The sequence below is a fragment of the Actinomycetota bacterium genome (assembly GCA_035697485.1).
GTDB lineage: Bacteria > Actinomycetota > UBA4738 > UBA4738 > HRBIN12 > JAOUEA01.
This window is the reverse complement of sequence record DASSCU010000056.1, coordinates 135,797-147,447: the sequence shown is the minus strand read 5'-3', so window position 1 is coordinate 147,447 and position 11,651 is coordinate 135,797. Positions and strand designations below refer to the sequence as shown.

Genomic DNA, 11,651 nt, shown 5'->3' with positions numbered 1-11,651 from the left:
GCCGTGGCGTGCACACGCCTGCAGTCCGACACCCATGATCGCCCGGTCGCCGACCGGGATGATGTCCATGTCCTCGCTGGAGAAGTGCCTGCCCGGCGCCTTGGCCACGGCAGCGACCGCTGGGCGACGGGCCCTGGTGACCATCGACGATCTTCACGCCGTCGTTGCGGCACTCGTCGCGGCTTCCAGCTTCTGAGCCACCTCAAGCTGCCCGGTCGGGCAGCCGACGCCGACATCGCGCTCTACGACCACGGCGACAAGGGTTTGTTCGCCTAGCCTTCGGGAAGGTCGACACCGACCGCCCACTCGTTGCCGGGATGTGCGACGACGGGTGTAGCGATCCCCAGGAGCAGGGCGATCGAGACGATCGCAGCAGTCATCGGAACCCGCATGGCGAGACTCCCTTCCGAACCCCGTGGCGGCGGGCTCGCCGATGGTCGGACCCTCAGAGATGTTTCCTTCTCAGTCAATGCCTCGGAGTACCCGAACCCCTCAGCCCTGGTCGCGCATGTGGCGGATGCGCGCGGACAACGACACGAGCAACGCCCGCATCATGTCGGGGTTCTCGTCGAGGAGCCGGTTGAAGTTCCATGCCGGGATCGCGAGCGTGTGAAGATCCGTCTTCGCCACCACGGAGGCCGAGCGTGGTTTCCCGTCGATCAGCGACATCTCTCCGAAGTAGTCGCCCGGGCCCATCGTGCTGACGACCGCCCCGCCCTGTGTGGCGTCGGCCTCGCCGGACAGGATCAGATGGAAACCCACCGCTGAGTGATCCTCTTCGACGATGGTCTTGCCGGCACGGTGGGAGACCTCCTTGGAGATCTCCGCCACCCTGGCGAGCGCCTTGTCGGACATGCCCTGGAACAGCGGCACCCGCTTCAGCGCCTCGATGACCTCGTCCGACATCGTCTCCCCCTTCGGTGCCTTGGGCGGCGAGCATATCGCCGTCGTCATGCGGCCGCGAGCACGGCGCCGGCAACGACGGCACCGATGCCGGCCCACCCGATGGGGCCGGGGTGCTCGCGTGCGAGGAGCACCGCGAACACGACCGAGACCTCGCGCAGCGTCGCGACGCGACCCACCGGCGCGAGCCGGAACGCGAACAGCACGAGGGCGTACGCACCGACGCTGCCGACCGCGATCGCCGCGCCCGGGCGGAGCGACGCACGCAGGCGAGGCACGTCGAACCCGGTCGTGGCCGCCATCAGCACGCCCTCGATCCCGAGCGTGCCGGCGAGGTAGGCGAGCGGTGCGGCCCCCTCGCGGACGGCGCGGGCGTCGACGACGGAGTACGCGGCGATCGTCGCGCCGACGACCAGGGCGAGCCCCGTCGCGGCCAGCGTGCCGCTGCGATGCGAACGGAACGCCAGCAGCCCGAGACCCACCGCGACGAGCGAAGCGGCCACGATGGTGCGCGCCGTGGCCGGCTGGCCCACCACGACCACGGCGGCCAGCGTCGCCATCAACGGCGCGGAGCCCCGACCCACGGGGTAGGTCACCGACAGGTCGCCCCGACGGTACGCGCCGGCGAGCGCGAGTCCGTACAGGGCCTCCGCGACACCGCTGACCACCAGCAGCTCCCAGAGCCCGCTCGGAGGACTCAGCACGAGGAGGGGCATCAGCACGACGCCCGATACCACCCCCGACATCGCCATCGCCGCGACGCGGTCGTCGGCGCCGTGCAGGCGCACGTTCCACAGGGCGTGCAACACCGCCGAGGCGAGCACGAGCCCGACCGCCAGCGGGTCCACGGCGGTTACTCGGGGCGGTGCGAGGGGAACATGATCAGGTCGCGGAGGCTCGGCGCGTCCGTGAGCAGCAGGAGTGTGCGATCGATGCCCATGCCGAGGCCGCCGACCGGTGGCATGCCGTGCTCCAGCGCGCGCAGGAAGTCCTCGTCGAAGGGGTGCACCTCGTCGCCGAACACCTCCTTCATCTGCTGTTGCAGTTCGAACTTCGCCCGCTGCTCGATCGGGTCGGTGAGCTCGCTGAACGCCGTGACGAGCTCGAGGCCGGCCGCGACCAGGTCGAAGTGCTCCGTGAGGCCCGGATCGTCGCGGTGTGGCCGGGCGAGAGGCGAGACCTCACGCGGGAAGTCGCACACGAACGTCGGCTGCTCGATCGTGCCCTCGACGAGCTTCTCGAAGAGCTCCTGCACGATCTTGCCCGGACCCCAGCCCGGCTCCACGGGCACGCCGTGTCGGTCGGCGATGCCACCGAGGTCCGGATGGTCGAGCGCGATCGGCTCGCCGACGGCTTCGCTCACCGAACCGAGGATCGTGATGCGGCGGAACGGCGGCGTGAGGTCGATCGTCCGCCCGCGGACGACGATCTCGAGCGAGTCCGGGTCGCGGCCGACGATCGGGTTCACGGCCCGCGCGCTCTCGGCCAGGAGCGTCTCGCTGAGCTCCATCATCGTGTGGTAGTCGCCGTAGGCCTGGTAGACCTCGAGCATCGTGAACTCGGGGTTGTGGTCGCGATCGATGCCCTCGTTGCGGAAGTTGCGCCCCAGCTCGTACACGCGCTCCACGCCCCCGACCAGCATGCGCTTGAGGTACAGCTCGAGCGAGATGCGCAGCTTCATCGACACGTCGAGCGCATGGTGGTGCGTGGTGAACGGACGGGCGTTCGCGCCGCCGGCGACGGTCTGCAGCATCGGGCCCTCGAACTCGACGAACCCGCGGTCGTCGAGCACCCGACGCATCGTCTTCAGCACCCCCGCGCGCGCGAGGAAATGGCGACGCGGATCGTCGTCGGCGATCAGGTGCAGGTAGCGCCGGCGCTGCTGCAGATCGGGGTCCTGCAGGCCGTGCCACTTCTCGGGCAGGGGCCGCAGCGACTTCGTCAGCATCGACCACCGATCGGCGAAGACGCTCAGCTCGCCCCTGCGCGTCGTGCCCACGCGACCCGTCACCCCGATGATGTCGCCGAGGTCGACCTCGTCGAGCAGCGCGAACAGGTCGGCGGGCAGGTCCGCCTCGCTCGCGACGACCTGCAGGTCGCCCGAGCGATCGCGCACGACCAGGAACTTCAGCTTGCCGATGTCCCGCTTCAGGACGACCCGGCCCGCGATCGTGACCGTGTCGTCGGTGCCGATATCGGCGGCGAGGTCGGGATGCGTGGCGCGAACGTCCGCCGTCGGTGTCGGCTCGCTCACCCCCAGCGCTCGCTCGAGTGTCAGCGCGAACGGCGGCATCCCCGCGTCGGCGAGGCGCGCCATCGACGCGCGCCTGCCGGCGACGATCGCGGCCTCGCGAGATCCGCGTTCCTCGTCGGTCTCGTCCGGCCGCGCCGGCGCCTGGGGGGTCACGTCGTCACTCATCGGCGGTGACCGCGTTCTTCTCGAAGACGAGCCGGAGTCCTTCCAGTGTCAGCCACGGCTCGTGACGATCGATCGTCGTGCAGTGCGGGATGACCACCGGGGCGAGCCCACCGGTCGCGATCGTGGTCGCGCCCGGAAGCCCGGCCTTGATGCGCGTGACGATCGCGTCGACCTCACCTGCGGTTCCGAAGATCAGGCCGGACTGGATCGCCTCGACCGTGCTCGTGCCGACCACGCCGGGCGGCGCCGTCAGCTCGACGCGGGTGAGACGGGCGGTGCGGGAGAACAGGCTCGCCGCGCTCGCCTGCATGCCGGGCGCGATCACGCCTCCGACGAACTCCCCCTTGGCGCTCACGACGTCGAAGTTCGTCGCGGTGCCGAAGTCGACGACGATCGCGGGCCCCGCCGTGAGGGTGAATGCCGCAAGGGCGTTCACCACCCGGTCGGCGCCGACCTCGCGCGGGTTGTCTGTGAGGACCGACACCCCCGTCTTGACGCCGGGCCCGACGATCACCGGCGCGAAGGGAAAGTAGCGCGCCGTCATCTCCCGGATCGTGGCGGTCACGTCGGGCACGACGCTCGCGACGACGAGCCCCGTGACCTGTGACTCGAACGTCATGCCGCGCTGGGCGAGGAACCCGGCGAGCGTGAGCGCGAGCTCGTCGGGGGTGCGTTCGGGGTGAGTCGACAGGCGCCACGTGTGCTCGAGCTCGGCGCCGCGGAACACCCCGAGCACGATCTCGGTGTTGCCGACATCGGCGGCGAGCAGCACGGCTCCGCGACCCCCCTTCCCTCACGACATGAAGCGCAACGACGGTCCATCGTCGCCCACGCGGTCGTGCGCCGACAACCACGACGCGGCCGAAGCGGTCATCCTTCGCCGGGCAGCCGCAGGTTGTCGATCAGTCGAGCCGATGGGAAGCGGGCCGCGATCAGCGCACGTGCCGGAACGGCCGGCGCCAGCCGGTCGACGGACTCGAACGTGCGATCGTCGATCACGGCGGCGTAGTCGAGGCGGGCGAGCGGCGTGGCGCCGACCTCGCGTGCCATCGAGGCCACCAGCACGCCCGCAGCCAGCTCCCCCGACCTCGCGAGCGCCGCGGCCTCGCTCAAGGCCAGGAAGAGGCATCCGGCCTGATCGCGCTCGTCGGGCGCGAGGCGTGCGTTCCGCGACGCCATCGCGAGGCCGTCGGATTCCCGCACCGTCGGGCAGGCGACGAGCTCGACCGGGAGGCCCTCGGCCTCGACCATGCGTCGAACGAGGAAGAGCTGCTGCGCATCCTTCTCTCCGAAGTACGCGGCGCACGGACCGGTCACCTCGAACAGACGGTGCACGACGGTGAGTACCCCCTCGAAGTGGCCGGGGCGCGATGTTCCCTCGAACGTGCGCCCCACCGGGCCGGGGTCGGGAACGACGGGCTCCCTGCCCGGCGGATAGACCTCGTCGACCGGCGGCGCCCAGACCAGGTCCACGCCGAGTTCCTCGCAGATCGCCAGGTCGCGCGCCTCGTCCCGGGGGTAGGTCTCGAGGTCGGCCACGTCGGCGAACTGCTTCGGGTTCACGAAGATCGACACGACCACCGTCGGGTGGTCTCGCCTCGCCCGCGCGATCAGCGAGCGGTGGCCCCCGTGCAGGGCCCCCATCGTCGGGACGAGCGCGACCGCGCGGTCATCGCCGCGGGCGACGTCGGTCCGGGCACGCAGATCGACGGCGCCGCGGATCAGCTCCATCGGGCCAGGACCTCGTCGACCTCGGCACGACGCTCCGACGGCAGACGACCGCCGCGCACGGCGAGATCGAGCGCGACCCGGGCCATCTCCACGTAGGCGTGAACGGCCCACGGCGCCGACTTCGCCAGCGCCTCGAGGTTTCGCGCGACCGTCCCTGCGTCGCCGCGCACGGCGGGACCGGTGAGCGCCTCGGCGGGACCGGATCGAGCGAGGTTCGCGACGGTGGCCTGCTGCAGGGGGGCGATGGCCCCGAGTGGATCGGGAACGCCCGCCGTCGCGAGCAGCTGCTCCGCGACCCCCGTGGCGGCGACGAGGTAGTTGGACGCGAAGACCGCTGCCGCGTGGTACACGGCTCGGTGCTCGTCGGGGAGCCGGAACGGGCGGCCACCGAGATCCTCGGCGAGCCGCTCGACCACGAAGAAGCCTTCGTCGTCGTCGGCGCCCACCGCGACCGTGCATCCGGGGATGCGGTCGATCGCCGCGTCCACGTCGGGAAACGTCTGCAACGGATGGACCCCGAGACGCCGCGCGCCGGCATCGCGGGCCACGTCGAGGGCCGACAGAGAGGTGGCGCCCGACAGGTGGGCGATCCACGTGCCGCGCGCGATCGCTCCCGCTTCCACGAGCGTTCGAGCGATCGTCTCGATCAGATCGTCGGGGACGCCGAGCACGACCAGTTCCCCCAGTCGTGCTGCCTCGGACGCGCCGAGGATCGGGACCCCCGGCAGGTGCCGCGATGCGCGCATCGTCGTGGCCTCGCGCCCCGAGACCGCGACGATGCGATGACCGGCGCGCTGCCACAGCACCGCGACGGCCGTTCCCGCACGGCCCGCTCCGATGATCGAGATCTCCATCAGCGCGAGTATCGCAATTCGGGCGCCGTCGCTGGGATCGCGCTCAGGACAGCCGCAACGGAGGGGCCGCTGGACGGACGCCGTCCGCCGCATCGGGGCCGAGCCGGACAGCGAGCAGGTGCGTGCCGTCGGGCAGCACCGGGTCAGGGTCGATGTCGAGCAGCGGCAACAGCACGAACGCGCGCTCGTGCATGCGAGGATGCGGCACGACGAGATCGGGATGGGCGATCACCCGCGCATCGAGCAGCAGGACGTCGACGTCGATCGTGCGCGGACCCCACCGCACGTCGCGCACCCGGCCGAGGGCGGTTTCCACACGCTGGCAGGCGGCCAGCAGGTCGAGGGGCTCGAGGTCGACCTCGGCTCGGATCACCACGTTGAGGAAGTCGGGCTGCGGCGGTCCGCCGACCGGATGGGTCTCCCACACCCTCGAGCACCGGGTCGGCGCGATACCGGGCTCGGCGCCGAGCAGGTCGACGGCCCGCTGCAAGGTGGCGAGGCGGTCACCCAGGTTGGACCCGAGCGCCAGGTACGCGGTCTCGCTCACGACGGGGCGCCGGGAGGCAGCGTGACGGCAGCGGCGACGCCATCGATGCCGAGCCGGCTGGCCGCGTTGGGCTTGTGCACGATCGCGGTCACGCGCGTCACGTGATCGAGCGCGAGCACCCGTTCGGCGACGTCATGGGCCATCACCTCGATCAGGTCGTAGGAACCCTCGGTGACCACGGCCCGTACGACGTCGCTCACGCCGCGGTAGTCGGCCGTCGACGCGATCGTATCGGCGTCGACCGCCACCTCGAGGTCGAGGTCGACCACGAAATCCTGCCGCTGGTCCTTCTCTCCGGGACGGGCGCCGTGATGCCCACTCGCCGCGATGCCCGACAGGAACAGCCGTGCGGTCGTCATGGGGCGGATCCCTCCTCGTGCTCGTCGGCGGTCGCTTCCTTTGCCTCGACGTCGCCGGGCGGATCGAACCACTCGTCACGCTCGTACTCCTCGAGGTCGGCCCAGGGCGGTCGCCGCTCGAGCTGCAGCATCACGATGCCGGCGTTCGGATCACCGTGACCGTGCGGCGCATGGGCGTACCGCGCACGAAGGTACTCCGAGATCATCGGTCCGAGCGTGTCGGCGGCTTCCTCGACCAGGAAGTGACCGCACCCCGGGAGGAGGCCAAGCGTCGAGGAGGGCATCGCAGCGTTGAGGCGCTCCCCGACACTCACCGGATACACCGGATCGTCCTCGCCCCACAAGATCAGGGTCGGCGCCTCGAGCACGCCGAGCGCCGCCTCGCGCCCGGCGAGTCCCCGGCCGTCGAGGCCGGCGAGCACCCGGGCCAGCCGCTCGGGCCCGTCGCCGGTGGCATAGGGCTCGGCGTAGGCGTCGAGCACCTCGTCGGAGAGCCGTTCGCGGCGGATCGCGCCCGCTTCGAAGGCGCCGCGGACGAGCGAGCGAGCGAGCGTCGGCGTCGCCACCTCGGCCGACAGCCGCTCTCGCGCCCTCCGGATCCCTGGGGACGGCCATGCGTCGAGGGTTGCCGCGCCGAGCAGCACCAGCGCATCGACGCCCTCGCCGTCGAGCGCAAGCAGTTGGGCGACGCCCGCTCCCGTGCCGTGAGCCACGATCGCGTACCGTTCGATGCCGAGCGAGTCGATGAGTGCACGCATCGTATCCGCGAGTGTCGCGAGATCGAGCGTCACGCCGTCGGCTGGCTCGGAGACTCCCGCCCCGGGCAGGTCGGGCGCGATCACCCGGAACCTCGCAGCCAACAGCGGCACGAAGTCACGCCACTGCCACGACGACGCCGGGAACCCGTGCAGTAGCAGCACGGGCGGCCCCTCACCCTCGTCGTGGAACGCGACGAGGCCGGCGGCGGTGCCGACCGTGTGCGTGGGCGTCGTCACGACGGCACGCCCCGCGCGATCGCGTCGACCACGCGCACGACCCGCGTCATCTCGAGCACGTCGTGCACGCGGACCACGTCGACGCCGTTGGCGGCGCACCAAGCCACGGCACCCGCCGTCCCCTCCACACGTTCGGCGGGATCGTCGACCCCGGTGAGCTGGCCGATGAACCGCTTCCGAGAGGCGCCGACGACCACCGGGACCCGCAGGTCCTCGAACGAGGCGATGTCGTGGAGCAAGGTGAGGTTGTGCGTGAGGTTCTTGCCGAACCCGATGCCCGGATCGACGCAGAGGCGATCGCGCGGGACGCCGGCCGCCTCGGCGGCTCCGAGCCGGGCGGCGAGGAAGTCCCGCACCTCGGTGACGACGTCGTCGTAGCGAGGATCGTCCTGCATCGTCTTCGGCTCGCCGAGCATGTGCATCAGCACCAGCGCGGCGCCGGTCTCCCTGACGACCTCGAACATCGCCGGATCGGCCGCGGCGGTCACGTCGTTCACGATCGATGCTCCGGCCTCGATCGCCGCTCGAGCGACCCTAGGGCGGCGCGTGTCGACGCTGAGCGCGACGCCATCGGGCGCCGCCTCATGGAGGCCCGCGACCACCGGCACGACCCGCGCCAGCTCCGCGTCGACGGGCACGGGATCGGAGCCCGGGCGGGTCGACTCACCACCGATGTCGAGGATGTCGGCTCCCTCTGCAGCCAGGCGCACCCCGTACGCCACCGCCTCTTCCGCGTCGCTCAGCAGTCCTCCGTCGCTGAAGGAGTCGGGCGTCACGTTCACGATGCCCATGACGAGGGTGCGCTCCCCCAAGGGAAAGACGTGCTCACGGCATCGCCAGACCGCCACGCTCATGGCGGCATCGTAGTGTCGTCGCCTCGTGGCGGGCCGGCCGGCGGACCGAGGCTCAGCGCATGCCGATGTGGTGCATCGCCTCCTGTCGCGTGCGCGCGTCGGTGCGGAACAGGCCGCGCACCGCGGAGGTCACCGTGACCGCGCCGGGCTTCTTGATGCCACGCATCGTCATGCACAGGTGCTCGGCCTCGATCGCGACGAAGACCCCGCGTGGGTCGAGCGCCCGCTCGATCGTGTCGGCGATCTCGGTCGTGAGCCGCTCCTGCACCTGCGGCTTCTTCGCGAGCACGTCGACGACGCGGGCGATCTTCGACAGCCCGGTGATCTGACCGGCCTTGTTCGGCACGTAGGCGACGTGCGCCTGACCGGAGAACGGGATCAGGTGGTGCTCGCAGATCGAGTAGAGCGGGATGTCGCGCACCATGATCATCTCGTCGAAGTCGGCGCCCTCCACCACGGTGACGATGCCGGTCGGATCCTCTCCGACGCCGCCGGCGATCTCGCGGAACATGCGCGCGACCCGCGCCGGCGTGTCCTTGAGGCCGCCACGGTCGACGTCCTCGCCGATGCCCTCGAGGATCAACCGGACGCCTCGCTCGATCTTCGCCTCGTCGAAGCTCGCCATGGGTCCGCATGCTACCCGCTCGTCCGAACGCGACGGGAGCCGACGGACGGTCAGGGTCCGTCGGGCGAAGTAGCCTGCCAGCAGTCGTGCCAGCCGTCGGGCGTCTTGCACCAGATCGTCGGGGGCGGGGGCTCGGCCTCTCGGGCATCCGCCGACACGACCATCAAGGCGACCACGACGATCACGACGAGTGCGGTGGCCGCCGCCGCGACCCGGCCGAGCACCGACACGAGCTTCCACTCGTCGACCGGCTGCCGCGGACGGGCGGGAGCGTCACGGACGACGCGGGGCGTGTGATCGGCCGGGTTCGCCGACGCGGCCCGGCCGCGGGAGCCGACGGCGCCGGTCGGCCGAGGCGCGACGTGTGAGGCGACAGGACCAGGCCGCGCCGCTCGCTCGGTCGCCATGCGCTCGAGCCGAAGCGCACGGTCGTACGACGCCCGCTCGTGCTCGTCGCCGAGGATCTCGTAGGCCTCCGCGATGCGACGGAACCGCTCGGCAACCGCTTCCGCCTCGGCGGGGTTCACGTCGGGGTGGTGCAGTCGCGCCAGCGTCCGATACGCATGGCGGATGTCGTCGTCGGTCGCCTCGGGCGGCACGCCGAGCAACTCGTAGAGATCCTCACCCGATGCGACGGCCCGGGTCACGGCATCCATGACGCGAGTCTAGAACGGGCCGCCCCGACGGTGGTCGACTCGAGCTCGACCAGGGAGATGCGATGCACGCTCCGAGTCCAGGTGCTCGATCCCTCGCCGAGAGGGCCGGAGATCGAAGGTCTGATGCCCGTGCGGAGCGAGCAGAGCGGGAGGGATGATGACGCCGGAACGGAGAGAGGAGATGAAGCCTCATGCCTGGTGCTGATCCCTCATTCGGCTGGCAGGACGCTCTCGCTGCCTTCGCCATCATCTCGACCGTCGCGTTCTTGGTGACCTGGGTCGTGACGGACCTCGGTCACGTATCGCGGACGCCGTACGTGGCGATCCTCACGCTCACGACCCTTGCCACGGCGGCTGGCTACATCGCGTGGTCGGGCACGTCCGTGGCCGAACTCCTGACGGCGGGATGGGGCTGGAGCATCCTTGGAGGTTTGGCCGCAGCCGCGGTGATCGTCCCCCTCGTGCGTCGTCTGCCCTCGAGGCCCCGCCCCGACGGTTCTCAGCTCGCAGCACGGCTCCTTTGGGAGGGGGTCGTGTACGGGACCGCGGAAGCGATCCTGCTCGCGACCTTGCCTGTCCTCGCGGTCTGGCAGGCTGCCGATGCGCTCGGCTGGACGAACACCGCGTGGGCGAGGGCGGCTTCGGGAGCGATCGCGGTAGCGGGAGCCTTGATCGTGATCGCGGTGCACCACCTCGGCTACCGGGAGTTCCGGGGGAGGGCTTCCAGGACGATGCTCTCGGGCGCGCTCGTGGGCTGCGGCGTCCAAGCCTTCGCGTTCCTTCTCACAGGAAATGCGCTCGCCCCGATCGTCGCCCACATCGTGCTGCACTGGCAGTTGACGCTCCGCGGGAACGAGCTGCCTCCTGCGTCAGGGTCCTCACTCGAGCCCGCCGGCAGTGGTCGTCCCCGCTCGGCCAAGGTCTCTGGGCTGGCGAAGGAGCTGGTCGCATAGATGCAGGGTTGGCGAGGATCCGCGAAACCGCCTTCACCGCAGCGTGCTCCTACGCAGGGACGAGACGGTCGAGCGTCTCGGGTAGATCGGTGAGGTCGGGGAACGTCGCGGAACGCGGCACCATGCTCGTCTCGCCCAGCCGGTCGATCCAGACCGCGGGCAGACCCAGCTTCGCGCACGGCTCGATGTCGTGGAACAACGACGCGGCGACGTGCACGTGGCGGGTTCGCTCGGCGTCGGTGCGCCGGAAGAACGTCTCCCAATGGCCGAACGCCGGCTTGTACGAGCCGATGTCGCTCGCGACGACGCGCTCGTCGATCTCGACACCGATCGAGGAGATCGAGGCTTCCAGGAGGTCGGGGTCGGCGTTCGACAGGATGGCGAGCTTCCAGCCACGGTCGCCGAGCTCGGTGAGCGCGTCCGGCACCTCGGGGAAGACCCTCCACGAGGGCAGCGCATCGGCGAGCGCGTGCGCTTCGCCCTCGGGCACCGTGAGGCCGAGCTCGTCGGCGACCTGGGCCATCGTCTCGGCCATGACCTCGCGGTAGGGGATGCCGCGCCCTTCCTGCACCCCGGGCTCCAGGCGCATGTACGCCGCAAGCAGTGCGTCGCCGTCGGCCTCGGACCACAAGCGCTGCATGGTCTCGCGCACGCCACCCGGCCAGTCGACGAGGGTGCCGTAGCAGTCGAAGGTGGCCCACCGGTCGCCCATGCGGGGCAGTGTACGAAGCCTCCGGACCGCCCACGACGCGCGG

14 protein-coding genes are annotated in these 11,651 nt (G+C 70.9%); 1 reads left to right on the top strand and 13 read right to left on the bottom strand.

The window, feature by feature from the left end; all coding sequences use genetic code 11:
* Nucleotides 1-492: 492 nt before the first annotated feature.
* From VFI59_14355 to VFI59_14300, 12 genes are all read right to left on the bottom strand, one after another.
* Nucleotides 493-906 carry a cyclic nucleotide-binding domain-containing protein gene (locus tag VFI59_14355; GenBank protein HET6714879.1) on the bottom strand — a complete coding sequence of 138 codons (414 nt, stop codon included), beginning with the start codon at nucleotides 904-906 and terminating at the stop codon, nucleotides 493-495.
* A gap of 44 nt (nucleotides 907-950) precedes the next feature.
* The gene (locus VFI59_14350) at nucleotides 951-1,751 is read right to left on the bottom strand and encodes a DMT family transporter (protein HET6714878.1); all 801 of its coding nucleotides are present in this window, start codon (nucleotides 1,749-1,751) and stop codon (nucleotides 951-953) included.
* Between the two features lie 5 nt (nucleotides 1,752-1,756).
* A complete protein-coding gene (gene lysS / locus VFI59_14345) occupies nucleotides 1,757-3,322 on the bottom strand; it encodes a lysine--tRNA ligase (GenBank protein ID HET6714877.1) in 1,566 nt (521 codons plus the stop codon).
* On the bottom strand, nucleotides 3,315-4,094 hold the full coding sequence (locus tag VFI59_14340; GenBank protein ID HET6714876.1) for a type III pantothenate kinase: 780 nt from the start codon (nucleotides 4,092-4,094) through the stop codon (nucleotides 3,315-3,317). The genes lysS and VFI59_14340 overlap by 8 nt, the downstream gene beginning before the upstream one ends.
* Before the next feature lie 98 nt (nucleotides 4,095-4,192).
* Nucleotides 4,193-5,053: a pantoate--beta-alanine ligase gene (gene panC, locus VFI59_14335; GenBank protein ID HET6714875.1), complete on the bottom strand. Its 861-nt coding sequence runs from the start codon at nucleotides 5,051-5,053 to the stop codon at nucleotides 4,193-4,195.
* On the bottom strand, nucleotides 5,044-5,907 hold the full coding sequence (locus VFI59_14330; GenBank protein ID HET6714874.1) for a Rossmann-like and DUF2520 domain-containing protein: 864 nt from the start codon (nucleotides 5,905-5,907) through the stop codon (nucleotides 5,044-5,046). Before VFI59_14330 ends, panC begins: the two co-directional genes overlap by 10 nt.
* A 43-nt stretch (nucleotides 5,908-5,950) precedes the next feature.
* Nucleotides 5,951-6,454, bottom strand: coding sequence for a 2-amino-4-hydroxy-6-hydroxymethyldihydropteridine diphosphokinase (gene folK, locus VFI59_14325; protein HET6714873.1), 504 nt, complete (start codon nucleotides 6,452-6,454; stop codon nucleotides 5,951-5,953).
* The gene (locus VFI59_14320; protein HET6714872.1) at nucleotides 6,451-6,813 is read right to left on the bottom strand and encodes a dihydroneopterin aldolase; all 363 of its coding nucleotides are present in this window, start codon (nucleotides 6,811-6,813) and stop codon (nucleotides 6,451-6,453) included. The genes folK and VFI59_14320 overlap by 4 nt, the downstream gene beginning before the upstream one ends.
* Nucleotides 6,810-7,808, bottom strand: a complete 999-nt coding sequence (locus VFI59_14315) for an alpha/beta hydrolase (GenBank protein ID HET6714871.1) — start codon at nucleotides 7,806-7,808, stop codon at nucleotides 6,810-6,812. The genes VFI59_14320 and VFI59_14315 overlap by 4 nt, the downstream gene beginning before the upstream one ends.
* Nucleotides 7,805-8,662 (bottom strand): dihydropteroate synthase, encoded by an 858-nt coding sequence (folP, locus tag VFI59_14310; GenBank protein ID HET6714870.1) that lies wholly within the window; start codon nucleotides 8,660-8,662, stop codon nucleotides 7,805-7,807. The genes VFI59_14315 and folP overlap by 4 nt, the downstream gene beginning before the upstream one ends.
* Before the next feature lie 52 nt (nucleotides 8,663-8,714).
* A complete protein-coding gene (folE, locus tag VFI59_14305; protein ID HET6714869.1) occupies nucleotides 8,715-9,287 on the bottom strand; it encodes a GTP cyclohydrolase I FolE in 573 nt (190 codons plus the stop codon).
* Nucleotides 9,288-9,337: 50 nt separating this feature from the next.
* On the bottom strand, nucleotides 9,338-9,943 hold the full coding sequence (locus VFI59_14300; protein ID HET6714868.1) for a J domain-containing protein: 606 nt from the start codon (nucleotides 9,941-9,943) through the stop codon (nucleotides 9,338-9,340).
* 191 nt (nucleotides 9,944-10,134) lie between these two features.
* Between VFI59_14300 and VFI59_14295 the strand changes: the two genes are divergently transcribed.
* Nucleotides 10,135-10,896, top strand: a complete 762-nt coding sequence (locus VFI59_14295; protein ID HET6714867.1) for a hypothetical protein — start codon at nucleotides 10,135-10,137, stop codon at nucleotides 10,894-10,896.
* A gap of 49 nt (nucleotides 10,897-10,945) precedes the next feature.
* Here VFI59_14295 and VFI59_14290 read toward each other — a convergent pair whose 3' ends face one another.
* The gene (locus tag VFI59_14290; protein HET6714866.1) at nucleotides 10,946-11,608 is read right to left on the bottom strand and encodes an HAD-IA family hydrolase; all 663 of its coding nucleotides are present in this window, start codon (nucleotides 11,606-11,608) and stop codon (nucleotides 10,946-10,948) included.
* Between the last annotated feature and the right edge of the window lie 43 nt (nucleotides 11,609-11,651).

Excerpts from the sequence above, each read along its gene's own strand:
- VFI59_14355 (HET6714879.1), bottom strand. The coding sequence starts at position 906 with ATGTCGGACGAGGTCATCGAGGCGCTGAAGCGGGTGCCGCTGTTCCAG.
- lysS (HET6714877.1), bottom strand. The coding sequence starts at position 3,322 with ATGAGTGACGACGTGACCCCCCAGGCGCCGGCGCGGCCGGACGAGACC.
- panC (HET6714875.1), bottom strand. The coding sequence starts at position 5,053 with ATGGAGCTGATCCGCGGCGCCGTCGATCTGCGTGCCCGGACCGACGTC.
- VFI59_14330 (HET6714874.1), bottom strand. The coding sequence starts at position 5,907 with ATGGAGATCTCGATCATCGGAGCGGGCCGTGCGGGAACGGCCGTCGCG.
- VFI59_14320 (HET6714872.1), bottom strand. The coding sequence starts at position 6,813 with ATGACGACCGCACGGCTGTTCCTGTCGGGCATCGCGGCGAGTGGGCAT.
- folP (HET6714870.1), bottom strand. The coding sequence starts at position 8,662 with ATGAGCGTGGCGGTCTGGCGATGCCGTGAGCACGTCTTTCCCTTGGGG.
- folE (HET6714869.1), bottom strand. The coding sequence starts at position 9,287 with ATGGCGAGCTTCGACGAGGCGAAGATCGAGCGAGGCGTCCGGTTGATC.
- VFI59_14300 (HET6714868.1), bottom strand. The coding sequence starts at position 9,943 with ATGGATGCCGTGACCCGGGCCGTCGCATCGGGTGAGGATCTCTACGAG.
- VFI59_14295 (HET6714867.1), top strand. The coding sequence starts at position 10,135 with ATGCCTGGTGCTGATCCCTCATTCGGCTGGCAGGACGCTCTCGCTGCC.
- VFI59_14290 (HET6714866.1), bottom strand. The coding sequence starts at position 11,608 with ATGGGCGACCGGTGGGCCACCTTCGACTGCTACGGCACCCTCGTCGAC.